We start from the raw sequence: 25901 nt of genomic DNA on the forward strand, positions 1-25901 counted from the left end.
GCGTTATAATCTATGCCAGAAGGCAAAATCATTAAAGCATTAAGCGGTTTTTATTATGTGATTAGCGATGGAGAGATTACACAGTGCCGAGGCAGGGGTGTATTCCGCAAGAATAAAATCACCCCATTAGTAGGCGACGAAGTAGTATTTCAGGCAGAGAATGTGACAGATGGTTATATTTTAGAGGTAAAGGAGCGCAAGAATGAACTGATTCGGCCCCCGATTACCAATGTTGATCAGGCAATACTTGTATTTTCCAGTGTGGAGCCTGATTTCAGCACTGCATTGCTGGATCGTTTTCTTGCATTAGTCGAATTCAACCGGATTGATCCTGTTATTTGTATCACAAAGATGGATTTGACGAGTGAGGAAGAAGCAAACAGGATGAAAGAATATGCTGCTTACTATGAGCAAGTCGGCTATAAGGTCATCCTTACTTCTTCTGAAACAGAGCAGGGTATTGAAACACTGCTCCCTGAACTAAGTGGAAAAATATCCGTATTTGCAGGCCAATCAGGTGTTGGCAAGTCGTCTCTTTTAAATGCAATCCGTCCAGATTTAAGTTTAAAAACAGATGAAATATCATCCCATTTAGGAAGGGGTAAACACACTACCCGCCATGTGGAGCTCATAACTGTCGGAGATGCTCTAGTAGCAGATACGCCGGGCTTTAGTTCCTTAGAGTTTGAGGATGAAATGGAGCTGGAGGATTTAAATTATTGTTTCCCTGAAATAGAAAGCACAAGCGCAGCTTGCAAGTTTAGAGGCTGCTTGCATCTGTCTGAGCCGAAATGTGCTGTTAAGGCGGCAGTCGACGCTGGTAATATTCAAGAGTACCGCTATGAGCATTATAAAGACTTCTTGCAAGAACTAAAAGACAGGAAGCCGAAATATTAATCAAATTAATAAAGAGCATGGATGTAATTCCCATGCTCTTTTTTTGCTAACTAAAGGGAGGAACTAACGTGAAAATTAATATTATGGCAGGCGGTCCAGCCGGTCTAATACCGTCATTGCCTGGATATATGGAAGATAACAGCAAATGGGTAGGTGTGGACAGGGGAGCTCTATATTTAGTGGAAAGAGATATTCCTATCTTTGCATCGTTTGGCGATTTTGACTCTGTAACAGATGCCGAAAGACAACGGATTAGCAGCCATTCACATGAGTTAAAAACCTTTAAGCCGGAAAAGGATGAAACAGATATGGAACTTGCAATCAACTGGGCTATAAGCTTCGGTGCGTCCACTATAAGGCTATTTGGAGCAACTGGAGGGAGATTAGACCATACGATTGCGAATCTCCAGTTATTGCTTAAGTATTTAACCGAGCATCCTGATGTAACGATTGAAATAATAGATAAGAAAAATATCGTCACAATAGTCAATGCAGGCACTTATAAATTAAAAAGAGAGGAAAGCCGCCGCTATGTGTCTTTTTTTCCGTACGGATCTGAAATAACTGGTCTAACTTTACAAGGCTTCAAATATCCTTTAAATGATAGGGATCTTCCTGTCAGCAGCACATTGTGTATCAGCAATGAAATTATTGAGGATTATGGTACTTTTTCATTTGCGAGCGGCATATTAATGGTGGTAAGGAGTCATGATTGATGATGGAAAAAATATGTACTCATTTTGGATTTTTTGAATAGCATGTAGTGTGTTGTAGCGAGTTTGCGGTTTTTTGCTAATGTTGAAGGAGGGACGGTATTCATGAGATTTTATACCATTAAATTGCCTAAGTTTTTAGGCGGGCTTGTCCGTGCAATGTTAGGAACATTCAAAAAAGAATAAACACCAGTATGGGAAGCATTTCTTTTTTGTACAGACAACCTTTCATTTTTAGATTAGTGTTGTCTGTACAAAATAGACCGACTTCATTTGAAAATTTAGACAAAAATAAAAAAGGACAGCAATGTGTCCTTTTTTATTTTCGCATTATACGCGTTCAACTTTACCAGATTTAAGAGCTCTAGCAGAAACCCAAACACGTTTAGGTTTACCGTCTACTAAAATACGAACCTTTTGAAGGTTTGCTCCCCAAGTACGCTTGTTAGCATTCATCGCATGGGAACGAGCATTACCTGTAGTTGTTTTTTTACCAGTTACAACACATTTACGTGGCATGTATATTTCCCTCCTTATAACCAAAACTCATCATAAACGAGCTTTAAAAATTCATAGATAGCATTAATCTTGAGAAATATCCTAAATAGTCCTCACAAAGATACTTTAATAATTTATCATACAACGGACATGAATGCAATAGCTGTGATGGAAGGTTTCAAGAAAATTTCCTTGACATGTTTTTTACAGGGAGAAAAAAGCAGTGTGTATATTGTTGTAATCTAGTGAAACAATAGAAGAAAAAAATATAATTGGAGAGCGCGAAATCAGATTAAACAGACAAAAAAACGCTAAGTCTGTTGCATTAATTTCCAAATAGTAAAAGGCTGGAAAGTTTTTTATAGCCAGAAATAAAAGGTTTTCAACAATAGCTTTCAAAAAGCAGTGTGTTATAGTAAAATGTCATTAGTCAAGGAGCAATTCCAAAGGGGGAACACTCATGTCCATTGAACTAAAAACAAATTTCGGACAAATTGATATTTCAACAGAAGTAATCGCAACAATCGCAGGAGGAGCTGCTGTTGATTGTTATGGCATTGTTGGGATGGCATCAAAAAATCAAATTAAAGATGGATTAACAGATATTTTGCGAAAAGAAAACTTCACTCGCGGAGTTATGGTTCGAAAAGTAGATGATGAAGTGCATATTGATATGTATATAATTGTAAGTTACGGAACGAAAATTTCCGAGGTTGCGCACAATGTTCAATCTAAAGTGAAATATACACTCAATAAAACAGTTGGACTTGCCGTTGACTCGGTTAATATTTACGTTCAGGGAGTTCGTGTCACGAACCCGTAGTGAGGAGGAAATCTTAGTGACAATTACAGTCTTAGAAGGAAAGCGATTTGCCGAAATGGTAATCCAGGGAGCAAACCATTTATCCTCTAATGCTAATTATGTAGATGCGTTAAATGTTTTCCCAGTGCCCGATGGAGATACAGGAACAAATATGAACCTGTCGATGACATCTGGTGCAAAGGAAGTTCAAAATAATATTCAGTCCCACATCGGCAAAGTCGGAGTATCCCTTTCAAAGGGACTGCTTATGGGAGCCAGAGGGAATTCTGGTGTTATTCTTTCCCAATTATTCCGCGGCTTCTCAAAATCAATTGAACAAAAAGAGAGCATCACTGCGCAAGAGTTCGCAAATGCCCTCCAGTTCGGCGTGGAAACCGCTTATAAAGCAGTAATGAAGCCGGTTGAAGGAACGATTTTGACTGTTGCAAAAGATGCGGCGAAAAAAGCAGTTAAATCAGCAGAAAAGACAGATGATATCACAGAAGTTTTGACAGATGTTGTTACAGAAGCAAAAGCGTCTTTAAACAGAACACCTGAACTGCTGCCTGTGCTGAAAGAAGTTGGCGTTGTGGACAGCGGTGGCCAAGGTCTTGTTTTTGTCTATGAAGGCTTCTTGTCTGTCCTGACTGGAGAAGAGCTGCCAGAGACAGTACAGCAAACAGTTTCTATGAACGATCTTGTTAACGCTGAGCACCATAAAAATGTTCATGGCTTCATGAATACAGAAGATATCGAGTTTGGATACTGTACGGAATTCATGGTGCGTCTTGAAGAAGATAAACTGGAAGGCAAGCCGTTCTCAGAGGATCAATTCAGACAGGATTTAAGCAAATACGGCGATTCATTGCTAGTCATTGCAGATGATGAAGTTGTTAAGATACATATCCACTCCAATCTGCCAGGTGAAGTTCTAACGTTTGGGCAAAAATATGGAAATCTTATTAAGATGAAAATTGAGAACATGCGTGAACAGCACAGCAGCTTGGTTGAAGGATCAAAGGAATCCTTTGATGCTCCAACCCAAAAGCGTGAGGAGCTAAAAGAATACGGTATTGTTACTGTGTCTATGGGAAGCGGTATTGCTGACATGTTCCGCAGCATCGGGGCACATAGTGTCATTGAAGGCGGACAAACGATGAACCCGAGCACAGAAGATATTGTCAATGCTGTGAAAAAGGTTCATGCTAAAAAAGTGTTCATTCTGCCTAATAACAAAAATATCATCATGGCAGCAGAACAGGCAGCACAGGTTTTAGAGGAAGATGTTGCAGTTATTCCGTCTAAAACAGTGCCGCAAGGAATGTCCGCATTGCTTGCATTCAATCCGACAAGTGATATGGAGTCAAATAAAAAAGGTATGATTGCTGCGTTAGAGCATGTGAAAACAGGTCAAATAACGTATGCAGTCAGAGATACAACAATTGACGGACTTCAAATAGAAACAGGGGACTTCATGGGAATAGCAGATGGAAAGATTGTGGCTAAAGGCAAGGATAAAGCACAATCTGCTAAAGAGCTGCTTAGTACGATGATTGACGAAGATTCAGAAATACTGACAATCATCAAAGGGGAAGATGCCCTTGATGAAGAGTTAGAAGCAATCGTATCCTTTGCAGAAGATAAGTTTGAAGATGTAGAAGTGGAAATTCATGACGGTAAACAGCCGCTGTATTCCTTCATTTTCTCAGTCGAATAAACAAAAAAATAAAATCATGGTGATTTTTTCCACTGTTTAAAACAGTGGTTTTTTTGTGTTTAACGAATGAAATGGAAAAAGAAGAAATATCGGCGTAACTTGCATAACCTATGTTATTATATTAAAAGAATTTACGTTTTTTCGCGTTTGAATAATATAGATTGTTTGTTTTGTGTTCACGAGTCAGTTTAAGGGAGAGTTATTTATATGAAATATAAAAGCGTTTTTGATATTATTGGACCAGTAATGATCGGCCCGTCCAGTTCCCATACAGCAGGCGCGGCAAGAATTGGCCGGGTGGCAAGAAGCTTGTTTGAAAGACAGCCGAAATGGGTTGATGTACATCTGTATGGATCATTTGCTGAAACCTATAAGGGCCATGGAACAGACGTTGCCATCGTGGGAGGTATTCTTGATTTTGATACTTTTGATGAAAGAATAAAATCATCCCTTGAGTTGGCTGAGCAAAGGGGAATGAAGGTTCAGTTTCATGTAGAAGAGGCCATTCCGGAACATCCTAACACCGCAAGAATTCGTGTAGGCGATGATGACGGTGAACTGGAACTTGTCGGAATTTCAATCGGTGGTGGAAAGATTGAAATCACAGAACTTAATGGTTTTCAACTCAAGCTATCCGGGCATCATCCAGCCATTCTTGTTGTTCATAATGACAGGTTTGGTGCGATTGCTAAAGTGTCTAATGTTTTGGCAAAATATGAAATTAACATTGGGCATATGGAAGTAAGCCGGAAAGAAAAAGGAAAACTTGCCTTAATGACGATTGAGGTAGACCAAAATATAGAAGAAAAAATTCTGAAAGAAATAGAAGACCTTGAAGGAATGGAAAAGGTTACAAGAATTGTTGATTAAGCTAGGGGGAAGAACGATGTTTCGAAATGTAGCGGAACTTGTAGAGATGGCAAACACGCAAAATAAGCCCATCTCAGAAATAATGATTGAGCAAGAGATAGAAATTACAGGAAAAACAAGGGAACAAGTTATTGCCCAAATGGATACAAATTTAACAGTGATGGAGCAGGCAGTTGAACGAGGGCTTAACGGTGTTGTTTCCCATTCAGGCTTAACTGGCGGAGACGCAGTGCTTATGCAAGAGTATATAAATAAGGGCAACTTCCTGTCAGGTGAAGTAATCCTTGATGCTGTCAGCAAAGCGGTTGCAACAAATGAAGTGAACGCGGCAATGGGAATGATTTGTGCGACTCCGACAGCAGGCTCTGCTGGTGTTGTTCCAGGAACATTATTTGCAGTGAAAAACAAACTGAATCCAACTAGGGAGCAAATGCTTAACTTTTTATTTACATCAGGAGCATTCGGGTTTGTTGTTGCAAACAATGCGTCTATCTCTGGTGCAGCTGGAGGCTGCCAAGCGGAAGTCGGATCAGCTGCAGGTATGGCAGCGGCAGCTATTGTAGAAATGGCAGGAGGCACGCCAGAACAAAGCGCTAATGCGATGGCAATCACGTTAAAAAATATGCTTGGACTAGTATGTGACCCAGTTGCTGGACTAGTGGAAGTTCCATGTGTGAAAAGAAATGCAATGGGAGCAGCAAATGCGATGATAGCAGCAGATATGGCGCTTGCAGGAATTACAAGCAGAATTCCGTGTGATGAAGTTATCGATGCTATGTACCGCATTGGTCTAAGTATGCCGTCAAGCTTAAGAGAAACAGCGCAAGGAGGGTTGGCAGCAACACCAACTGGCCGGAGACTGGAAGCAGAAATCTTCGGTAATGCTGCAGCAGGAAAGTGAATAAAAATTTAAATCTTCCATTGGACCAGCTAAAAGGCGTCGGACCTGAGACAAGAAAACAGTTAGAAGACATGCGAATTCACACGATTTATGATTTGCTTGAATATTTCCCTTATCGTTATGAAGATTTTCGTGTCCGTAATCCAGAAGATATGAAGCATGAAGAAAAGGTGACAGTAGAAGGGAAGGTCCATAGTGAACCTTCCCTAATCTTTCACGGACGCAAAAAATCCCGATTAACGGTGAAAGTGCTAATAGGCAATGTTTTAATTAGTGCTGTCTTTTTTAACCAGCATTATTTAAAAAACAAGCTGGCTCTAGGAGAGCTGATTACCGTTACAGGTAAATGGGATCAGCACCGGCAAACAATAACGGCAACACATCTGCAAGTCGGCAGTAACCAAAAAGCCCAAGACTTTGAGCCTGTTTATACGGTAAGAGGAAGTATAACGGTTAAAGCTTTAAGGAAATACATTTCAGCAGCGCTCACTCAATTCGAGCAGGAAATAGAAGAAATTTTTCCAGATTCACTTTTAGCGAAATATAAGCTGATGAGAAGAAGTGACGCACTGCGAATCATCCACTTTCCGCCTAGTAGAGAAGAGTTAAAGCTTGCTAGAAGGCGGTTTGTTTACGAAGAATTCTTGCTGTTTCAATTAAAAATGCAGGCATTGCGGAAGCACGAGCGCGAAAACTCGCAAGGAATGAAGCAGGAATATAAGCTTGATATGCTGATGGATTTCATTAACGGTCTGCCGTTTCCCCTTACGAGCGCACAAAAAAGGGTTGTAAATGAGATATTAAAAGATATGAAAAGTCATTACCGTATGAATCGGCTTTTACAGGGAGATGTAGGCTCTGGGAAGACGGTTGTAGCTGCCATCGTTTTGTATGCAACCATTCTTGCAGGTCATCAAGGTGCTTTAATGGTTCCAACTGAAATTTTGGCAGAGCAGCATGCAGAATCACTTACGTCCATGTTTTCAAAAGTAGGAATCCGAGTTGCTTTGCTGACAAGCTCTGTCAAAGGAAAAAAAAGACGAGAACTTTTAAGCGAGCTGAAAGAAGGAAATATACACATCTTAGTCGGCACGCATGCCCTTATACAAGACGATGTCGAATTCCAATCACTTGGTCTTGTTATTACAGATGAGCAGCATCGCTTCGGTGTTGAACAGCGCAGAGTGCTGAGAGAGAAAGGGTCAAGTCCAGATGTTCTCTTTATGACAGCGACACCGATTCCAAGAACGCTTGCGATTACAGCTTTTGGAGAAATGGATGTAAGTATTATTGATGAGATGCCGGCAGGGCGAAAAGCGATTGAAACATACTGGGTGAAACATGATATGCTGACACGAATACTGCAATTCATGGAGAAAGAGCTCTCCCAAGGAAGACAAGCATATGTCATTTGTCCGCTGATAGAAGAATCAGAGAAGCTGGATGTGCAAAATGCAATCGATGTGCATACAACATTGGCGACCTTTTTCCAAGGCCGTTATAAGGTTGGACTCATGCACGGCAAGCTTCCTGCAGTTGAAAAGGATGCCATTATGAAGGAATTCAGCGAAAATGAAACACAGATTCTTGTCAGCACAACAGTAGTCGAGGTTGGTGTAAATGTTCCAAATGCTACATTCATGCTCATTTATGATGCAGAAAGATTCGGTCTGTCACAGCTGCACCAACTTAGAGGCCGTGTCGGCCGGGGCGATGCTCAATCATATTGTGTGCTAATAGCAGATCCGAAAACAGATGTTGGAAAAGAACGAATGAAAATTATGACGGAAACAAACGACGGGTTTGTTTTGAGCGAAAAAGACTTGGAGCTTAGAGGCCCAGGTGACTTTTTTGGCAGGAAGCAAAGCGGTGTGCCAGAATTTAAGATGGCAGATATGGTTCATGACTATCGAGTTCTTGAAACAGCCAGAAATGACGCCGCTGTTCTTGTCGACTCGAAGGCGTTTTGGGAGTCTGATGAATACCGCATTTTAAGGGAGATGCTCGAGCGTACGGGAGTAATGTCAGGAGAAAAACTGGATTAAAACGAGAATGGAAGAAAGGCAGATTGCAAAGTTACAGCTTGCAATCTGCCTTTTATTTATTATATACTACTATTAGTACCTAGTCTTAATAGCGCGGACGGTGTTGCAGATGAGAAGAAGCAAAAAAGAACGGCAATCATTGTTAGTACAAACAATAAAAGAAACACCTTTCATTACAGATGAAGAATTGGCGGAAAAATTTTCGGTTAGTGTGCAGACAATCAGATTAGATCGTTTAGAATTATCCATTCCTGAGCTGAGGGAAAGGATAAAAACGGTTGCGACGAAGACACTAGAGGATGAAGTGAAATCATTGCCGATTGAAGAGGTAATCGGAGAAATTATAGATGTCGAATTAGACAGCAACGCTATATCTATGCTAGAAATCATGCCAGAGCATGTTTTCAAGCGGAACGGTATTGCCAGAGGGCATCATTTGTTTGCACAGGCGAATTCTTTAGCTGTTGCTTTAATAGATGATGACTTGGCTCTTACTGCTAAAGCTAATATCCACTTTACATCTTCTGTCAATTTAGGTGAACGTATCATCGCAAAAGCAAAAGTAACAAATATTGACGAGAAAAGTGGCAGAACAACAGTCGAAGTAAACAGTTATGTGCAGTCTGAACTTGTTTTTAAAGGTCATTTTGAAATGTACCGGTCAAAAAATAAATAACTGGGAGAAATTATTATGAGAATTGCGTTAGATGCAATGGGCGGAGATAACGCACCAAAGGAAATTGTCGCTGGTGCTATAAAAGCTGTTCAAGCTTTTCCAGATATCGAAATTCTGCTTGTTGGTGACGAAAAACAAATTAATCCCTTCTTGACGGAGAAAGAAAGAATATCTATTTTACATACGGAAGAACAAATACTTGCTACAGATGAACCTGCACGGGCAGTGCGAAGAAAGAAAAATGCCAGCATGGTTTTATGTGCAAATGAAGTAAAGGAACAAAAAGCCGATGCTTTTATTTCAGCAGGAAATACAGGCGCATTGATGGCAACAGGCCTTTTTGTCGTTGGCAGAATAAATGGCATTGAAAGACCAGCTTTAGCACCGACACTCCCAACGATAGGCGGAGATGGCTTTTTGCTACTTGACGTTGGTGCAAATGTAGATGCTAAACCGGAGCATCTTGTGCAATACGGGATAATGGGAAGTATCTATATGGAGAAAGCCCTTGGAATTGCCGAGCCGCGAGTTGGGCTTTTAAATATCGGAACAGAAGAGAAAAAAGGAAATGACTTAACGAAGAAAACCTTTGAAGAGTTAAAAAATGCCCCTATCAACTTTATCGGGAATGTTGAAGCAAGAGATTTGCTTGACGGTGTCTGTGATGTTGTTGTAACAGACGGATTTACTGGGAATATGGTCCTTAAGACTATTGAAGGAACAGCATTGTCCATGTTTAAGATGCTTAAAGAAGTAATGACAAGCAGTTTAAAGACAAAGCTTGCAGCAGGTGCAATGAAACCGGAGCTAAGGGGCTTGAAGAACAAGCTTGACTACTCTGAGTATGGCGGTGCAGCATTGTTTGGTCTTAACGCCCCTGTTATTAAAGCTCACGGATCTTCTGACAGCAACGCGATATACAACGCCATCAGACAGACAAGAGATGTTGTAAAGTCTGAAGTAATCGGCACTATCAAGACAACGATTGAAAATGAAGGGTAATGCTAAAACAAGCAAACCAGCATAGAAAGGAAAGATGGTAATGAGTAAAATAGCTTTTATGTTTCCAGGCCAAGGCTCCCAATCTGTTGGAATGGGCAAGGATTTAGCGGCAAATTTTGAACCTGCCGGTGAAATTTTTAAAAAAGCAGATGAAAGATTAGGTTTTTCTTTATCTTCCATTATCTTTGAAGGCCCTAAAGAAGAGCTGACATTAACACAAAATACACAGCCTGCATTGCTTACAGCAAGTACAGCACTGCTTGAGCACTTTAAAAAGCATGGAATTCAAGCAGATTTTGTAGCAGGTCACAGCCTAGGTGAATATTCTGCTTTAGTGGCTGCTAATGTTCTATCCTTTGAGGATGCAGTTTATGCTGTCCGCAAAAGAGGGGAATACATGCAGGAAGCAGTCCCGGCAGGACAAGGGGCAATGGCTGCAGTCTTGGGACTTGAGCGCGGTAAGTTAACAGAGGTTACAGAGGCTGTTTCAAGTGAAGGAAACGCAGTACAGCTTGCTAACCTGAATTGTCCAGGTCAAATCGTTATTTCTGGAACAGTTAAAGGTGTTGAGCTTGCTTCTGAACAAGCAAAAGCAGCTGGCGCAAAACGGGCGATACCGTTGGAAGTAAGCGGGCCTTTCCATTCTGAGTTAATGAAGCCTGCTGCGGAAAGATTCGCATCCGTCCTTGATGAACTGTCTATGAACGACGCAGAGATTCCTGTAATCGCAAACGTAACAGCAGCACCACTTTCCGCAAAAACAGAAATCAAAGAAAAATTAATCGAACAGCTTTATTCCTCTGTTCTATGGGAGGATTCTATCCAAAAAATGATAGAATTAGGTGTTGATACATTTATCGAGATTGGACCTGGGAAAGTGTTGGCAGGTTTAGTGAAGAAAATTGACCGGAATGTGCGCATTTATTCTGTGTATGATGAAGAAACTAGCAACAGTGTTGCAGCAGCGTTAAAAGGAGACGAATAATATGAAACTAGATGGTAAAACAGCGTTAGTAACAGGCGGGTCTAGAGGAATCGGCCGTGCGATTGCTTTAAAACTTGCGAAAGAAGGAGCTAACGTAGCTGTCAATTACGCAGGAAGTGCAGCTCTTGCTAATGAAGTTGTTGAGGAAATCAAACAGCTTGGCAAAGATGCGATTGCAATCCAATGCGATGTTTCAAACGGCGAATCTGTAGCTGAGATGATAAAAGAAACAATTGCTCACTTTGGAAGCCTGGACATTCTTGTGAACAATGCTGGTATTACAAGAGATAACCTTTTGATGCGCATGAAAGAATCAGAGTGGGATGATGTTATCAACACGAATTTGAAGGGCGTCTTCCATTGCACGAAGGGTGTTACAAGACAAATGATGAAGCAAAGAAAAGGAAGAATTATTAACATTACTTCCATTGTCGGTGTAACAGGTAATCCCGGGCAAGCAAACTACGTAGCAGCAAAAGCAGGAGTTATCGGCTTAACGAAAACAACTGCTAAAGAGCTTGCAGCACGAAATATTACTGTAAATGCAGTTGCACCTGGGTTCATCACAACAGATATGACGGATAAACTGCCAGAAGATGTGAAAAATGCGATGCTTTCGCAAATTCCCCTTGCGAAATTCGGCGATCCGGATGATATCGCAAATGCAGTTGTATTTTTAGCTTCTGATGAGAGCGGCTATATTACAGGGCAAACAATCCACATTGATGGCGGTATGTATATGTAATAAATTTGAAATATGCTGATATTAATAAAAATGATGCAATCAAGAAATACTTTAACGTAAAGCTTATTTCAGCATATTTTTCATTTGTAATAAAAAGAGCATTTATTATTTGCTCGAAATGCTCTATAATCATTGAGGGGAGGTGACTAGAATGTCAGATGTATTAGAACGCGTAACGAAAATCGTTGTTGATCGTCTTGGAGTTGAAGAGTCAGAAGTTAAGCCTGAAGCTTCTTTCAAAGATGACCTAGGAGCAGATTCTCTAGATGTAGTAGAACTTGTTATGGAACTTGAAGATGAGTTCGACATGGAGATTTCTGACGACGATGCTGAAAAGATTGTAACAGTAGGAGATGCTGTTAATTACATAGGTAATCGTTAATCCAACCAATAAAAGCTCCGTTAAATAGCGGGGCTTTTAGATTGCAAAAAAATAGGGAAACTAATGCTGTCGAAGTTTATTAAAATGTACAGCGCACTTTTGCATGGAACCTTATACAAGCCTCTGTTAGAAAAATGCTGGCAAATGGCTGAAAGTTAGTTTAAAATAATAAGGATTTCATAAGCAAAAAGCGCATATAAAAGACAGCCTATCTGAAAGGAACGGCTTGGAGAGAAAAAACTTTCCAAGTTTCTTTGCGTTTTTTATCTGTTTTACTTAAACTTATTATTGATATGTAAACTTAGTGCTAAGGTGGAGGCAAAATGCGAGGCAACGGAAAAGATAAGAGACATACACGTCCAAATGATAAAAAATTAAAAGAATTGCAAGAAAATCTGGGCATCCAGTTTGAAAACGAAAAATTGTTAAAACAAGCATTTACTCATTCATCATATGTGAATGAGCATCGCAGAAAGCCTCATGAAGACAATGAAAGACTCGAATTTCTAGGAGATGCAGTATTAGAACTTACCGTTTCTCAATTCCTCTTTAAGAAATTCCCGATGATGAGCGAAGGTGAGCTGACGAAGCTGCGGGCAGCAATTGTTTGTGAACCGTCACTTGTTTCTTTTGCTAATGATCAATCGTTCGGCAAGTTTGTCTTGCTTGGCAAGGGAGAGGAAATGACAGGAGGGCGAGCTCGTCCAGCTCTTCTAGCGGATGTTTTTGAGGCATTTATCGGAGCTCTTTACCTGGATCAAGGACTGGAGCAGGTTGTTGTCTTCCTTGAGAAAGTCGTGTTTCCGAAGATTAATTCCGGTGCTTTTTCTCATGTGATGGATTTTAAGAGTCAGCTTCAGGAATTTGTCCAACGAGACGCAGTTGGGACTATTTCCTATCGAATTCTGCAAGAAAAAGGTCCTGCTCATAACAGGGAGTTCGTATCCCAAGTGTTCTTAAATGATATGGAGTTAGGAACTGGAACAGGACGCTCTAAAAAAGAAGCAGAACAGCATGCAGCACAGATGTCGTTAACTATGCTGAAGACAAAAGATGCTAAGACAGATAAAAACTGATAAAAGCACCTATAAGAAGAAAGCGAAATCACTGTTGATTCTTTGCTTTCTTAATAACCAAAGACAACTAGAGATGATGCAAAAAAGTAAAGGGGTTTAGGAGGTGAGGTAAGTGTTTTTAAAACGGTTGGATGTTGTTGGTTTTAAATCATTTGCTGATCGAATTGCAGTGGATTTTGTGCCAGGTGTGACCGCAGTGGTGGGACCAAATGGAAGCGGTAAAAGCAATATAACAGATGCAATTCGCTGGGTATTAGGAGAACAATCTGCCAAAAGCCTCAGAGGAAGTAAGATGGAGGATGTCATATTCTCGGGCAGTGATTCCAGAAAGGCAGTTAATTTTGCGGAAGTAACCTTAACACTTGAAAATGATGATCAGTTTCTCCCGCTAGACTATCACGAGGTGAGTGTAACCAGAAGGGTTTATCGCTCAGGGGAAAGCGAATATTTAATCAATAAGCAGTCCTGCAGGCTGAAAGATATTATTGAGTTATTTATGGACTCAGGGCTTGGAAGAGAAGCTTTTTCGATTATCAGCCAAGGGAAAGTGGAAGAAATCCTTAACAGCAAGGCAGAGGATCGCCGCTCCATCTTTGAAGAAGCTGCTGGTGTGCTTAAATATAAGACAAGAAAAAAGAAAGCAGAAGGCAAGCTTGTAGAAACACAAGAGAATCTAAACAGGGTGAATGATATTCTCCACGAGCTGGAAGGGCAAGTCGAGCCGCTGAAGATTCAAAGCTCTATGGCTAAGGAGTATCTTGACCATAAGGAAAATCTTGAACAAATTGAAGTAGCGCTAATGGTTCATGATATAGAGGAAGCTCATCAAAAGTTCGAAGCTATTTCAGCACAGCTTGAAGGCTACAAGGAAAAAGAGCTCCAACTTCTTTCTATGCTGCAAAGCAAGGAAGCTAAGATGGAAGAATGGAAGAACGACGTTTCTGCATTGGATGAATCCATCAATGACCTTCAGCAAGTGCTGCTCCTTGTAAGTGAAGAACTGGAAAAGCTTGAAGGCAGAAAAGAAGTACTGAAAGAACGGAAAAAGAACGCTGCACAAAACAGAGGACAACTTGAAAAAAGCAAGGCAGAGCTGGAAGAGAAAGTATCTTTATTAAAGCAGCAAAAAGAGGAGCATCTTCTTTCAGTGACTCAGCTTAAGAGCGAAGCAACCCAGATTGAGGAAGAGCTAAAAGTCAACGAAAAGAAAATGCAGCTTTATAATGTTAATCTTGAAGAAAAAATTGAATCCTTGAAAAGTGATTATATCGAGTTGCTGAATGAACAAGCTGCCTCAAAAAACGAAAGCAGCTATATCACCCAGCAGCTGGAATCACAAACTCGGAAAACCTCTCTTCTAGATGAAGATAATGCAAAATTCACGTCGGAAAGAGCACGGATTGTGGCAGAGAAAGCCCGCATTACGGCAAGATTGGCTGAATTAGAAGCAGAATTGGCAAACAGTGCTGCTGGATACGAGCAAAAACAGCTAGCAGTGGATGAAATGAAGGCAAAAGTCCAAAAAATTGAAAAATCGCTGTATCAATCATACCAGTTCATTCAACAGGCGAAATCAAGAAAAGAGATGCTTGAGGAGCTTGAGGACGACTATGCTGGGTTTTTCCAAGGTGTTAAGGAAGTTCTTAAGGCAAGAGACAAGGCGCTTACTGGGATACATGGTGCTGTTGCAGAATTAATGAACGTTCCGAAAGAGTATAATGTCAGCATAGAAATTGCTTTAGGCGGTAGCATGCAGCATCTAGTTGTGGAAGCAGAACAGCATGCACGCCAGGCAATCGCCTATTTAAAGAAAAACGGCTACGGCAGAGCAACGTTTTTGCCAATGAGCATTATTAAGGGCAAAAAGCTGTCTGAATCTCAGCTTCGGTTAGTACAAGGCCATTCCTCCTTTATCGGAGTTGCAGCTGACTTAATTTCCTATGATTCAAAGTACCAAGACATTATGGGGAATTTATTAGGAAATGTCATTATCACAAAAGACTTAAAAGGCGCTAATGAAATGGCAAAGGCACTGCAATATAGGTCAAGATTTGTCACGCTAGAAGGGGAAATCGTTAATCCTGGGGGCTCCATGACAGGAGGAGCCATCAAGCAAAAGTCAGCGAGCATTCTTACACGTAAAGGTGAATTGGAAGACTTGAAGACAAAAATCTTTGAGATGGAAAAGACATCTTTAAAGTTGGAGGACCAGCTTAAAAAAGGGAAAAACACCACGCAAGAAGAAAGCGCAGCGTTAGAAGAACTGCGATTAAAGCAAGAGGATATCCGTTTCTCCATTCAATCCATTAAAGATGAACAGAGAGAGATTGAATTCGAAGAAAGAACAATGAATGAGAAGCTGTCCCAATATGATCGTAATAAGGCAGATTACCTTGATGAACAGCAAGCTTTAAAGGACAGGAAAATGCTTCTGAACGAAAAGCTTGGCGAGTTTGTGCAAAACATTCAAGCACTTGAGCAGGAGATTGCTCAATTGACTGAACAGAAAAATCAACAAAGCCAATCAAGAGAACAAGTTGCAGAGTCTATTGGCGAGTTGAGAGTAGCCTTCGCTGCAAAAAAAGAACAGCTTTCCAACGCAACAGAAAAGCTGGCTACGGTAACTTCTGATTTAGAAGAGTCAGAAGCTAAATGGCAGCTTGTGAAGGAAGACCTCGAGCTGCTGACATCTGAAATGACAGACAGTCATTCAGGTGAAGAGCATCTAGAGGATGCTGCTGAAAAAAAACAGCAGGAAAAGGCTGCTGCTATTCAGTTGATTGGCGAGCGCCGCGCAGAACGCCTGCAGCTCCAAATGCAGCTTGATGAACTCGATCTTGATGTAAAGGAAACACGCCGTATACACCGTGGTATGGTACAAGCTCTTAAAGACGAGGAAGTAAAATTAAACAGAATTGATGTAGAACTTGATTCAAGACTCACTAACTTAAGAGAAGAATACATGATGACATTTGAGGGAGCGAAGGAAGAGTATCCTCTAACAATGGAATTAGAAGATGCCCGTAAAAAAGTGAAGCTGATTAAGCTGGCTATGGAAGAGCTTGGAACAGTTAACCTTGGGGCGATAGAGGAATATGAAAGAATATCTGAAAGATATGATTTTCTTCTTGAGCAAAAGACCGACCTGGAAGAGGCAAAAGATACCCTTTACCAAGTAATTGACGAAATGGATGACGAAATGAAAAAACGGTTCCAGCAAACGTTCGAAGGAATTCAAGGCCATTTTGAAGGCGTGTTCCAGCGGTTGTTTGGCGGCGGTCATGCAGCATTGCGTTTGACAAATCCAGACGATTTACTGAACACAGGTGTAGAGATTGTCGCACAGCCTCCAGGGAAAAAATTGCAGAACTTAAGCTTGCTATCAGGCGGAGAAAGAGCCTTGACTGCAATTGCCTTGTTGTTTGCGATATTAAAGGTTCGTCCCGTGCCGTTTTGCATACTTGATGAAGTGGAAGCGGCCCTTGATGAAGCAAATGTATTCAGATTCAGTTCTTATCTGAAGTCTTACAGCAGTGAAACGCAATTCATCGTTATTACACACCGAAAAGGGACAATGGAAGAAGCAGATGTCCTATATGGTGTGACAATGCAAGAATCAGGCGTATCAAAGCTTGTTTCTGTTCGCTTAAGTGAAACAAGTGAGCTTGTTGCAACATAATCAATCAACTTTAAATGAGAAAGTGGGAATCAAATGAGTTTCTTCAAAAAGCTAAAAGAAAAAATGTCTCTGCAGACAAATACGGTTACGGAAAAATTCAAAGATGGACTAGCAAAAACTAGAAGTAATTTCTCCGATAAAGTGAATGATTTAGTGTCCAGATACCGCAAAGTGGATGAGGACTTTTTTGAAGAATTAGAAGAAATTCTTATCGGAGCAGATGTCGGCTTTGAGACAGTAATGGAATTGATCGACGAGCTGAAGAGCGAAGTGAAAAAAAGAAATATACAAGATCCGAGAGAAGTACAATCCGTTATTTCAGAGAAGCTAGTAGCTATCTATCAAAATGGTGAGGAAGAAACTTCTGCCATAAATGTTCAGCAAGACGGGTTGACTGTCATTCTTTTTGTTGGTGTAAATGGAGTCGGTAAGACGACAACTATCGGCAAGCTCGCCCACCGATATAAATCAGAAGGCAAAAAGGTTGTACTTGCAGCAGGAGATACGTTCCGTGCAGGTGCCATTGAACAGCTTGAAGTATGGGGAGAGCGTGCTGGAGTGGATGTTATTAAGCAAGCTGCCGGCTCCGATCCTGCAGCGGTTATGTACGATGCTGTGCAGGCTGCAAAATCAAGAAATGCAGATATCCTCCTTTGTGATACGGCTGGAAGATTGCAAAACAAAGTTAACCTTATGAATGAATTAGAAAAAGTAAAACGCGTAATTGAAAGAGAAATCCCTGGTGCTCCACATGAAGTGCTTCTAGTGCTTGATGCAACAACAGGGCAAAATGCACTTATTCAAGCGAAGACTTTCAAAGAAGCGACTAACGTAAGCGGAATCGTGCTTACTAAGCTTGATGGCACAGCAAAAGGTGGAATTGTGCTAGCTATCCGCAATGAGCTGCAAATACCAGTCAAATTAGTCGGACTTGGTGAAAAGATGGACGACTTACAAAACTTTGACGCAGAAAAATATGTATACGGCTTATTTTCCAACTTGGTTGAAGCGGAGGAAGAATAAGCAAAAGCTGTGCAGACATCCCGTTACTGTGATATCTGCACAGCTTTTTTTGTGTTATAAAAACAACAGCAAGGCAGATAATAAGACTGTGCAAAATATGATAAGAAAGCAAGGAGGAACATAATGTGTTCATACAGCTGATTCTCATAACTATCATGTTGTTTGGAGCGTTTCTGTCTATTAAAGGCCGACTTGTTCAACGCAGTTCCGTATGGCATCTTGGCAATATGCTAGGACAAAAAGGGCTGCTAGAGGAAGAAGCGTATTCAATAACATTAGAAGAGGAAAATCTATTTTTGCGCAGCCTTTCTGGAATACGGATGAAAATAATCGGTGCCCTAATGATGGGAATTACAGCTAGCCTAATCATCTTATTCCACATATAGTGGACTAAAGATCTTTTTGTCAAACCATTGATAAAGAGATCTTTTTTGTTATATATTGGAATAATTAACAAAAAATAAGAAGAACGTACTAGAGAAAGTATGTTATCATAGGGGTGTAATCCTTTTTGTGAAAGAGGTTACATACATAAAACTTGAGGTGATTTTTTTAGATGAGTCTTAATTTGAGAGCGCCAAGAATTTTAGGCATTATTGCATTCGTACTGTTGTTAATCGGTTTCTTAATATCAATAGTACTTTATACGCAAATTGATAAGTGGGATATACTAAGAGATTCTTTTATAGATGCATATAATGCAGATCCGACATTCCAAGAAGATCTAGGACTGACGAACATGCCAAGTACAGCCGAGGAATTTGCTGATGATATGATTACAGCAGGGAAGAATTTCTTGCTACTACCTGTTATCAGTTCATTGATTGCATGCGCAGCAACTTTGTTCGGAATAATTATGATGAATAGGCTACCTCGCACAAGTGGTGTATTATTCATTATTATTGGGGTAATATCCCTTCTCTCTGTCGTTGTCCCTGTATTGTTGATTACAGCAGGCGTAATGATATTGCGCAGATCATCAAGATACAAAAATGAAGCGGGGATACCCGCTTAATACAAGTCCTGCTTGAAGCTTAGATAGGATACCCTCCTAAGCCTTCAGCAGGGCTTTTTTTTGTTTGATTATTTCAGTCGTAGTTTTTATACAGTGTTGAGAAACACTTTCTCCCTATGATAAAGGAAACATCGAATCGCTAACGCTCTTGGTGTTTCCTTTATCTCAGTCAAGGCCCTCCAGTTTCTCCGCCGCTAAACGGTCGTCTTCCGCTCGAGGTCATAAGCCAAGCTGTCCAAGAAGGGGGAAGAGCACCCCTTCTCGGCCACCTCGTCTTATGCTAGTCGCCGATAAGCAGGCGCCTTCCGCTTTTCTGTTGACATCTTTTTTGTTGGTGTGTACAATAAGGGTGTAAAGGTGTTTGACTTAACATGGAGGTATTGTTCGATGCTTGAAAAAACAACACGAATGAATTATCTGTTTGATTTCTATCAGTCGTTGTTGACACCGAAGCAACGAAGTTACATGTCTCTTTATTATTTAGATGATTATTCTCTTGGTGAAATTGCTGATGAATATGACGTTAGCCGTCAAGCTGTTTATGATAATATTAAACGGACTGAGGCAATGCTGGAAGAATATGAAAATAAATTACTCTTACTTCAAAAGTTTCAAGAGCGTAATACTCTTTTTGTACAAATAAAAGAGTTATTAAAGGATGATACTCCTTCGGTTTCAGCATTGCTGGAAGCAGTTTGCGAGCTGGAGAAATTAGATTAAGGAGGCGGCGCAATGGCATTTGAAGGTTTAGCTGACCGACTGCAGAATACGATCCAAAAGATCCGCGGAAAAGGGAAAGTAAATGAGGCGGATGTTAAGGAAATGATGCGTGAAGTCCGACTTGCATTGCTTGAGGCGGATGTTAACTTTAAGGTAGTCAAAGAGTTTGTTAAAAAAGTCAGTGAGCGTGCTGTTGGACAAGAGGTTATGAAAAGTCTGACTCCTGGACAGCAGGTCATTAAAGTTGTTAAAGAAGAACTTACGGAGCTGATGGGCGGAGAACAAAGCAAGATTGCTGTATCCAACCGTCCGCCGACAGTCATTATGATGGTTGGTTTGCAAGGTGCCGGTAAGACAACTACAACTGGAAAATTGGCTAATTTACTGCGTAAAAAGCATAATAGAAAGCCGTTGCTTGTTGCGGCAGACATATATCGTCCTGCGGCTATTAAGCAGCTCGAAACACTTGGTAAGCAGCTCGATTTCCCTGTTTTTTCACTTGGAGATCAAGTCAGCCCTGTTGAGATTGCGAAACAGGCGATTGCTAAAGCAAAAGAAGACCATCATGATTATGTGTTAATCGATACTGCAGGTCGTCTGCATGTGGATGAAGCATTGATGGACGAGTTAAAGCAAATTAAAGAGCTTTCCAATCCAGATGAAATATTCCTTGTAGTTGATGCGATGACAGGTCAGGATGCAGTCAATGTGGCAAGCAGCTTTAACGAGCAGCTTGGACTGACAGGTGTCGTATTAACGAAGCTAGATGGTGACACTCGAGGCGGGGCAGCGTTATCTATTCGTTCTGTTACACAAACACCGATTAAATTTGTCGGTTTGGGTGAAAAGATGGATGCATTAGAGGCATTCCATCCAGAGCGTATGGCATCACGTATTCTTGGAATGGGTGATGTGCTAAGCCTAATCGAGAAAGCGCAAATGAATGTCGATGAAGAAAAGGCAAAAGAGCTGGAAATGAAAATGAAAACAGCTTCCTTTACTTTAGATGACTTTTTAGAACAGCTTGGACAGGTCCGTAACATGGGGCCTCTTGATGAGCTGCTGAAAATGATGCCAGGAGCCAACAAAATCAAGGGCTTGGATAATCTCCAAGTAGATGAAAAGCAAATCAGCCATGTGGAAGCGATTATTCGCTCCATGACAAAGGCAGAAAAAGAACACCCGGAAATCATCAACTCAAGCAGACGGAAGCGTATAGCTAAAGGGAGCGGCAGAACCGTTCCTGAAGTGAACAGGCTGTTGAAGCAGTTTGAGGATATGAAAAAAATGATGAAACAAATGACGGGTATGACTCAAAAAGGCAAGAAAAAAGGCAAGTTTAAATTACCATTTAACCCTTTTTAAGGGTGTTAACAAGCGGTTTTTTATTAATTTGAACAGAATGTTTAGTCTGACAAGAAAAAACACTTTACAAACTGTTCAACTATTGATATTATACTATCTTGTGTGAAACTATTCGGAGGTGCATTTTTAAAATGGCAGTAAAAATTCGTTTAAAACGTATGGGAGCTAAAAAGACTCCTTTCTATCGTATTGTAGTAGCAGATTCTCGTTCACCACGTGATGGACGTTTCATTGAAACAGTAGGAACTTACAATCCAGTAGCAAACCCTGCTATCGTGGATATCAACGAAGAGAAAGCTCTACAATGGTTACAAAATGGTGCAAAACCATCTGATACAGTTCGTAACCTTTTCTCTAACGAAGGTATCATGGAGAAATTCCACAACATCAAAAACGGTAAGTAATTCGTTTGAAGATGAAGGAATTAATTGAAACGATTGTTAAGCCCCTTGTGGATTTTCCGGATGATGTTGCGATAAAAGTTACTGAAGAGGATAATCGAATCATTTACTTGCTTTCTGTCAACAAGAATGACATGGGAAAGGTAATTGGGAAGCAAGGGCGGGTTGCTAAAGCGATTCGAACGATTGTTTACGCTGCTGGCTCACAGCAGCAAAAAAAGCTGGTTTTAGAAATTAGCGAATAATAAAGGAGGAGGGGGAACCCTTCTCCTTTATTTGTTTATATCTCTTTGCAGATTCTTTATACTAGAAGTGGGAGCGTATTGGTGGGATGCCGTTTGACGCTTTGCGAGCATTAAAAATAGCAGTGCATGGATAGGAGGAAAAAATGCAGATTCTCCATACTGTCACAGTCAAACAAATATTAACCGAACAAACGAAACAAGCCTTAGAGAAGAAACTCACAGAAGAGCTGCTTCAGCTTGAAAAGGAGTGCGAACAATTCAAGTTTGAAGAAAAAAAGCTGCTTAAAAGTCATCCTGCAAATGCTATTAAACAGCAGATTAGCAAGAGACTTGCCAACAAAGAGGAAAAAAAGAAATCACTAGAGTTTCAATTAGCACAATTACATATACTACCATTGGGCAGTGAACTAAAAGAACAAGAGCTTACTGGCATTGTTGATATAAAAGTTGGAGATGTTTGGGATGAGGCCTTGCTTCATAAAACAATACTCCTGAAAGATGGAAAAGTTGTAGACATACGTTAGAGGTGATAATAGTGGAAAAATGGTTTAATGTAGGAAAGATTGTTAATACACATGGTATTCGTGGTGAAGTGCGTGTCATTTCCCGGACGGATTTTCCAGACGAAAGATATAAGATTGGCAATACGATTTTTCTATTTGGAGAAGGCAAAAAAGATCCAGAAGAACTAAAAATAAAAACACATCGCCTTCATAAAAACTTTAACCTTTTGACATTTGAGGGCTATGATAATGTTAATGAGGTGGAATACATGAAAGGCGGCGCTTTAAAGGTGCCTGAAAGCTTTTTAGGAGACTTGGCAGAGAATGAATACTATTTCCACGAAATCATCGGCTGTAAGGTTGTAACAGTTGAAGGAGACGAGATAGGGGTTATATCTGAAATTCTTACACCAGGTGCGAATGATGTATGGGTCATCAAAACTAGTAAAAAAGAAGAAGTTTTAATTCCTTATATCGAGGAAGTTGTTATGAAAGTAGATGTTAAGGAGAAGTTAGTTGTTATCGAGCCAATGGAGGGACTGTTATCATAATGAGAGTGGATGTATTAACACTATTTCCAGAAATGTTTGATGGTGTGTTTAACAGCTCTATATTGAAAAAAGCGAAAGAAGCAGAAAAGGTGACCTATGGTGTCACTAACTTCAGGGATTATTCGGATAACAAGCATCAGTCTGTGGATGATTATCCATATGGCGGCGGTGCGGGAATGGTCCTTAAACCTCAGCCGATCTTTGATGCGGTTGAGGATTTGCAAAAAAAGAGCGGCACTAAGCCGAAAGTGGTACTAATGTGTCCTCAAGGCGAGCGTTATACACAGAAAAAGGCGGAAGAGCTGGCTAAGGAAGAGCATTTAATTTTTATCTGCGGTCATTACGAAGGCTATGATGAGCGAATTCGCGAGCATTTAGCGACAGATGAGATTTCAATCGGCGATTATGTGCTTACAGGCGGCGAGCTTGGAGCAATGGTAGTGATTGATAGTGTCGTCAGACTTCTTCCAGGAGTACTTGGGAGCGAGGCGTCTCATGTGAATGATTCCTTCAGCACAGGACTGCTTGAGCATCCACACTACACCCGTCCTGCTGATTTCAGGGGGATGAAGGTGCCGGATACACTCATTTCAGGAAATCATGCTCATATTGACGAATGGAGAGAAAGAGAGTCGCTGAAAAGAACACTTGAAAGACGTCCGGATTTGCTGGAAAATTACCCGCTCACAGCAAAACAGCAAAAACTATTAAATGAATTGCAGAAAAACAAATAATAGATATTGATGTCTTAAGTTATTTATGTTAAGATAACACTTGTGACTTGAGCAGAAGTATTTCTGCAATGAAAGTCTTATAACGATGTTCCGCTGCAAGGATTTGACTGCAAGAGCGTCTGTTGGAAGGAGTTGAAAACGATGCAAAAATTAATAGAAGATATCACAAAAGAACAACTTCGTTCAGATCTTCCTGCGTTCCGTCCTGGTGACACTGTACGTGTACACGTTAAAGTTGTTGAGGGTACTCGTGAGCGTATTCAGGTATACGAAGGTGTTGTGATTAAGCGTCGTGGTGGTGGAATCAGCGAAACTTTTACAGTACGTAAAGTTTCTTACGGAGTAGGCGTTGAGCGTACATTCCCAGTTCATACACCAAAAATTGCGAAGCTTGAAGTTATTCGCCGCGGTAAAGTCCGTCGTGCTAAACTTTACTACCTACGTAACCTACGTGGTAAAAAAGCTCGTATTAAAGAAATTCGATAATATTTTCAAAAAAGAGCCTGTTCTTTGCAACAAGCTCTTTTTTATTGCAACTTGGCTATTCACCCTTTTTCTTCCGTACTTATATTAGGCATGATAATTTAATTAGGAACGGACCATGGCATTTTACTTCGACTTTTTATTTCGCTACAATAAAAGGGAGAGGGTTTGTCCTTTAGCATTATTTTGTTTAAAAAAGCCTTTTAATAAACTTAAGACAGTTACAATTAGAAGGCATGGAGAAGAGATGCTTACTAAAAACAAGGATTGGTGAACGAAATGGCAAAGAAGAAAAAGAAAAATGAGATATGGGAATGGGGTAAGGCGCTTGTAATCGCAGTAGCATTGGCTTTTGTGATCCGCTCCTTTTTATTTGCTCCGATCGTAGTGGACGGGGAATCGATGATGCCCACATTACATAATTCAGACAGAATGATTGTTAACAAGGTTAACTACAAAATCAGCGAGCCTAACCGCTTTGATATCATTGTTTTCCATGCCCCTGAAGGAAAGGATTATATCAAGAGAGTAATCGGTTTGCCTGGTGATACAATAGAGTATAAGGACGACGTTTTGTATGTGAACGGAAAAGCATATGACGAGCCGTACTTAGATGAATACAAAAAGCAGGTGACTGACGGACCGCTGACAGAATCCTTTAAACTCGAAGATAAAATCGGCAGAAGCACAGTTCCCGAGGGAGAACTGTTCGTAATGGGTGATAATCGCCGTGACAGCAAAGACAGCCGCCATATTGGGACAGTGTCTTATGAGAAAGTACTTGGCAACACGAGCGTGATTTACTGGCCGTTAACAGACATACAAATAGTGAACTAAGGCTTTGTTTATAAAGCAAGCTTTTAACTGAGGTGGATATTTTGACGATACAGTGGTTTCCCGGCCATATGGCCAAAGCAAGAAGACAAGTAACAGAAAAGCTGAAGCTTGTGGACATTATTTTTGAGTTGGTGGATGCAAGAATTCCCCAATCTTCCAGAAATCCGATGATTGATGAGATCATCCAGCATAAGCCAAGGATTGTTTTGCTGAACAAGGCAGATATGGCAGATGGAGAAAGAACGAAAGAATGGATTGCCTATTTTAAAGAAAAAGGCATTCAAGCATTAGCGATCAACTCACAGGCTGGTGTTGGAATGAAAGAAATCACAGCTTTAGCTAATGTGGTGCTTGCAGAGAAATTCGACCGAATGCGAGCAAAAGGAATTAGACCCCGTGCAATCAGAGCAATGATTGTCGGAATTCCGAATGCAGGCAAATCAACATTAATCAACAGGCTTGCCAAAAAGAATATCGCAAAAACAGGGAACACTCCTGGTGTAACAAAAGCACAGCAATGGATTAAAGTAGGAAAAGAATTAGAGCTGCTTGACACTCCAGGGATTCTTTGGCCAAAATTTGAGGATCAAGAAGTAGGTTTAAAGCTTGCTTTGACTGGTGCGATTAAAGACACCATTCTTAATTTGCAGGATATCGCTATTTTTGGTTTGCGCTTTTTAGAGAAAGAGTATCCTGAAAGGCTAAAGGAACGGTTCCAGCTTGAAGAAATTCCAGAGGATATCGTTGAGTTGTTTGACAAAATCGGTGTAGTTAGAGGCTGCCTTACAGGAGGCGCTGTAGTCGATTATGACAAAGTTACTGAACTGGTCATCAGAGAAATCAGAAGCGAAAAATTCGGAAGGCTGACATTCGAAAGAGCAAGAGATTTCATAGAGGAAGACGAAAGCGATAGTTAATAGTAGGGTGAGTCTGACCTTGTTAAAAAAGAGAATTGACCATTATTTTGGGCACTTCTCTTTTTTGATTTTGAGGATACATAACTTGTACTTAAATCTTTCATAATATGGGACGATAT

29 protein-coding genes are annotated in these 25901 nt (G+C 40.5%); 28 read left to right on the forward strand and 1 reads right to left on the reverse strand.

Annotated features, from left to right (window positions below; genetic code table 11):
* The first annotated feature begins 12 nt into the window (after nucleotides 1-12).
* From rsgA to spoVM, 3 genes are all read left to right on the forward strand, one after another.
* Nucleotides 13-897: a ribosome small subunit-dependent GTPase A gene (gene rsgA / locus ACLIJJ_RS08545; protein WP_233314438.1), complete on the forward strand. Its 885-nt coding sequence runs from the start codon at nucleotides 13-15 to the stop codon at nucleotides 895-897.
* 68 nt (nucleotides 898-965) lie between these two features.
* Nucleotides 966-1613 (forward strand): thiamine diphosphokinase, encoded by a 648-nt coding sequence (locus ACLIJJ_RS08550; RefSeq protein ID WP_233314437.1) that lies wholly within the window; start codon nucleotides 966-968, stop codon nucleotides 1611-1613.
* 102 nt (nucleotides 1614-1715) lie between these two features.
* The gene (spoVM, locus tag ACLIJJ_RS08555; RefSeq protein WP_032088878.1) at nucleotides 1716-1796 is read left to right on the forward strand and encodes a stage V sporulation protein SpoVM; all 81 of its coding nucleotides are present in this window, start codon (nucleotides 1716-1718) and stop codon (nucleotides 1794-1796) included.
* A gap of 144 nt (nucleotides 1797-1940) precedes the next feature.
* On the opposite strand, the gene rpmB is transcribed toward spoVM, so the two are convergent.
* A complete protein-coding gene (gene rpmB / locus ACLIJJ_RS08560) occupies nucleotides 1941-2129 on the reverse strand; it encodes a 50S ribosomal protein L28 (protein WP_066393509.1) in 189 nt (62 codons plus the stop codon).
* 439 nt (nucleotides 2130-2568) lie between these two features.
* On the opposite strand from rpmB, the gene ACLIJJ_RS08565 reads away from it, so the two are divergent.
* From ACLIJJ_RS08565 to ylqF, 25 genes are all read left to right on the forward strand, one after another.
* The gene (locus ACLIJJ_RS08565; RefSeq protein WP_233314436.1) at nucleotides 2569-2931 is read left to right on the forward strand and encodes an Asp23/Gls24 family envelope stress response protein; all 363 of its coding nucleotides are present in this window, start codon (nucleotides 2569-2571) and stop codon (nucleotides 2929-2931) included.
* 16 nt (nucleotides 2932-2947) lie between these two features.
* On the forward strand, nucleotides 2948-4627 hold the full coding sequence (locus ACLIJJ_RS08570) for a DAK2 domain-containing protein (protein ID WP_411410758.1): 1680 nt from the start codon (nucleotides 2948-2950) through the stop codon (nucleotides 4625-4627).
* 207 nt (nucleotides 4628-4834) lie between these two features.
* Entirely contained in the window at nucleotides 4835-5497 is a 663-nt protein-coding gene (gene sdaAB / locus ACLIJJ_RS08575; RefSeq protein ID WP_233314434.1) for an L-serine ammonia-lyase, iron-sulfur-dependent subunit beta, read from the forward strand.
* A gap of 16 nt (nucleotides 5498-5513) precedes the next feature.
* Nucleotides 5514-6398 (forward strand): L-serine ammonia-lyase, iron-sulfur-dependent, subunit alpha, encoded by an 885-nt coding sequence (gene sdaAA, locus ACLIJJ_RS08580; protein ID WP_233314433.1) that lies wholly within the window; start codon nucleotides 5514-5516, stop codon nucleotides 6396-6398.
* Nucleotides 6395-8443 (forward strand): ATP-dependent DNA helicase RecG, encoded by a 2049-nt coding sequence (recG, locus tag ACLIJJ_RS08585; protein WP_237941174.1) that lies wholly within the window; start codon nucleotides 6395-6397, stop codon nucleotides 8441-8443. The genes sdaAA and recG overlap by 4 nt, the downstream gene beginning before the upstream one ends.
* Nucleotides 8444-8552: 109 nt before the next feature.
* Nucleotides 8553-9119: a transcription factor FapR gene (gene fapR, locus ACLIJJ_RS08590; RefSeq protein ID WP_233314431.1), complete on the forward strand. Its 567-nt coding sequence runs from the start codon at nucleotides 8553-8555 to the stop codon at nucleotides 9117-9119.
* Nucleotides 9120-9134: 15 nt separating this feature from the next.
* On the forward strand, nucleotides 9135-10121 hold the full coding sequence (plsX, locus tag ACLIJJ_RS08595; RefSeq protein WP_233314430.1) for a phosphate acyltransferase PlsX: 987 nt from the start codon (nucleotides 9135-9137) through the stop codon (nucleotides 10119-10121).
* 40 nt (nucleotides 10122-10161) lie between these two features.
* Nucleotides 10162-11106, forward strand: coding sequence for an ACP S-malonyltransferase (fabD, locus tag ACLIJJ_RS08600; protein ID WP_233314429.1), 945 nt, complete (start codon nucleotides 10162-10164; stop codon nucleotides 11104-11106).
* A 1-nt stretch (nucleotide 11107) separates the two neighbouring features.
* A complete protein-coding gene (gene fabG, locus ACLIJJ_RS08605) occupies nucleotides 11108-11851 on the forward strand; it encodes a 3-oxoacyl-[acyl-carrier-protein] reductase (protein WP_233314428.1) in 744 nt (247 codons plus the stop codon).
* Nucleotides 11852-12002: 151 nt separating this feature from the next.
* On the forward strand, nucleotides 12003-12233 hold the full coding sequence (locus ACLIJJ_RS08610; protein ID WP_185766980.1) for an acyl carrier protein: 231 nt from the start codon (nucleotides 12003-12005) through the stop codon (nucleotides 12231-12233).
* Between the two features lie 323 nt (nucleotides 12234-12556).
* Nucleotides 12557-13309: a ribonuclease III gene (gene rnc, locus ACLIJJ_RS08615; RefSeq protein ID WP_233314427.1), complete on the forward strand. Its 753-nt coding sequence runs from the start codon at nucleotides 12557-12559 to the stop codon at nucleotides 13307-13309.
* Between the two features lie 112 nt (nucleotides 13310-13421).
* A complete protein-coding gene (gene smc / locus ACLIJJ_RS08620; protein WP_233314426.1) occupies nucleotides 13422-16988 on the forward strand; it encodes a chromosome segregation protein SMC in 3567 nt (1188 codons plus the stop codon).
* Nucleotides 16989-17021: 33 nt separating this feature from the next.
* Nucleotides 17022-18011: a signal recognition particle-docking protein FtsY gene (gene ftsY, locus ACLIJJ_RS08625; protein ID WP_233314425.1), complete on the forward strand. Its 990-nt coding sequence runs from the start codon at nucleotides 17022-17024 to the stop codon at nucleotides 18009-18011.
* A gap of 125 nt (nucleotides 18012-18136) precedes the next feature.
* Nucleotides 18137-18397, forward strand: a complete 261-nt coding sequence (locus tag ACLIJJ_RS08630; RefSeq protein WP_341075998.1) for a hypothetical protein — start codon at nucleotides 18137-18139, stop codon at nucleotides 18395-18397.
* Nucleotides 18398-18567: 170 nt separating this feature from the next.
* Entirely contained in the window at nucleotides 18568-19026 is a 459-nt protein-coding gene (locus tag ACLIJJ_RS08635; protein ID WP_237941176.1) for a DUF4064 domain-containing protein, read from the forward strand.
* Nucleotides 19027-19413: 387 nt separating this feature from the next.
* A complete protein-coding gene (locus ACLIJJ_RS08640) occupies nucleotides 19414-19746 on the forward strand; it encodes a putative DNA-binding protein (protein WP_233314422.1) in 333 nt (110 codons plus the stop codon).
* Between the two features lie 12 nt (nucleotides 19747-19758).
* A complete protein-coding gene (ffh, locus tag ACLIJJ_RS08645) occupies nucleotides 19759-21111 on the forward strand; it encodes a signal recognition particle protein (RefSeq protein WP_233314421.1) in 1353 nt (450 codons plus the stop codon).
* 131 nt (nucleotides 21112-21242) lie between these two features.
* Entirely contained in the window at nucleotides 21243-21515 is a 273-nt protein-coding gene (gene rpsP / locus ACLIJJ_RS08650; RefSeq protein WP_127734638.1) for a 30S ribosomal protein S16, read from the forward strand.
* An 11-nt stretch (nucleotides 21516-21526) separates the two neighbouring features.
* Complete coding sequence (locus tag ACLIJJ_RS08655) at nucleotides 21527-21757, forward strand: KH domain-containing protein (protein ID WP_233314787.1); 231 nt, start codon at nucleotides 21527-21529, stop codon at nucleotides 21755-21757.
* Between the two features lie 143 nt (nucleotides 21758-21900).
* Nucleotides 21901-22281 carry a YlqD family protein gene (locus tag ACLIJJ_RS08660; protein ID WP_233314420.1) on the forward strand — a complete coding sequence of 127 codons (381 nt, stop codon included), beginning with the start codon at nucleotides 21901-21903 and terminating at the stop codon, nucleotides 22279-22281.
* A gap of 11 nt (nucleotides 22282-22292) precedes the next feature.
* The gene (rimM, locus tag ACLIJJ_RS08665; RefSeq protein WP_233314419.1) at nucleotides 22293-22811 is read left to right on the forward strand and encodes a ribosome maturation factor RimM; all 519 of its coding nucleotides are present in this window, start codon (nucleotides 22293-22295) and stop codon (nucleotides 22809-22811) included.
* Entirely contained in the window at nucleotides 22811-23545 is a 735-nt protein-coding gene (gene trmD / locus ACLIJJ_RS08670) for a tRNA (guanosine(37)-N1)-methyltransferase TrmD (protein WP_233314418.1), read from the forward strand. Before rimM ends, trmD begins: the two co-directional genes overlap by 1 nt.
* Before the next feature lie 141 nt (nucleotides 23546-23686).
* Complete coding sequence (gene rplS, locus ACLIJJ_RS08675; protein ID WP_127734629.1) at nucleotides 23687-24031, forward strand: 50S ribosomal protein L19; 345 nt, start codon at nucleotides 23687-23689, stop codon at nucleotides 24029-24031.
* 276 nt (nucleotides 24032-24307) lie between these two features.
* Nucleotides 24308-24865 (forward strand): signal peptidase I, encoded by a 558-nt coding sequence (gene lepB / locus ACLIJJ_RS08680; protein ID WP_233314417.1) that lies wholly within the window; start codon nucleotides 24308-24310, stop codon nucleotides 24863-24865.
* A gap of 41 nt (nucleotides 24866-24906) precedes the next feature.
* Entirely contained in the window at nucleotides 24907-25782 is an 876-nt protein-coding gene (gene ylqF, locus ACLIJJ_RS08685) for a ribosome biogenesis GTPase YlqF (protein ID WP_233314416.1), read from the forward strand.
* Nucleotides 25783-25901 lie beyond the last annotated feature (119 nt).

Source organism: Niallia laureatilytica (genome assembly GCF_046613985.1).
GTDB lineage: Bacteria > Bacillota > Bacilli > Bacillales > Cytobacillaceae > Niallia.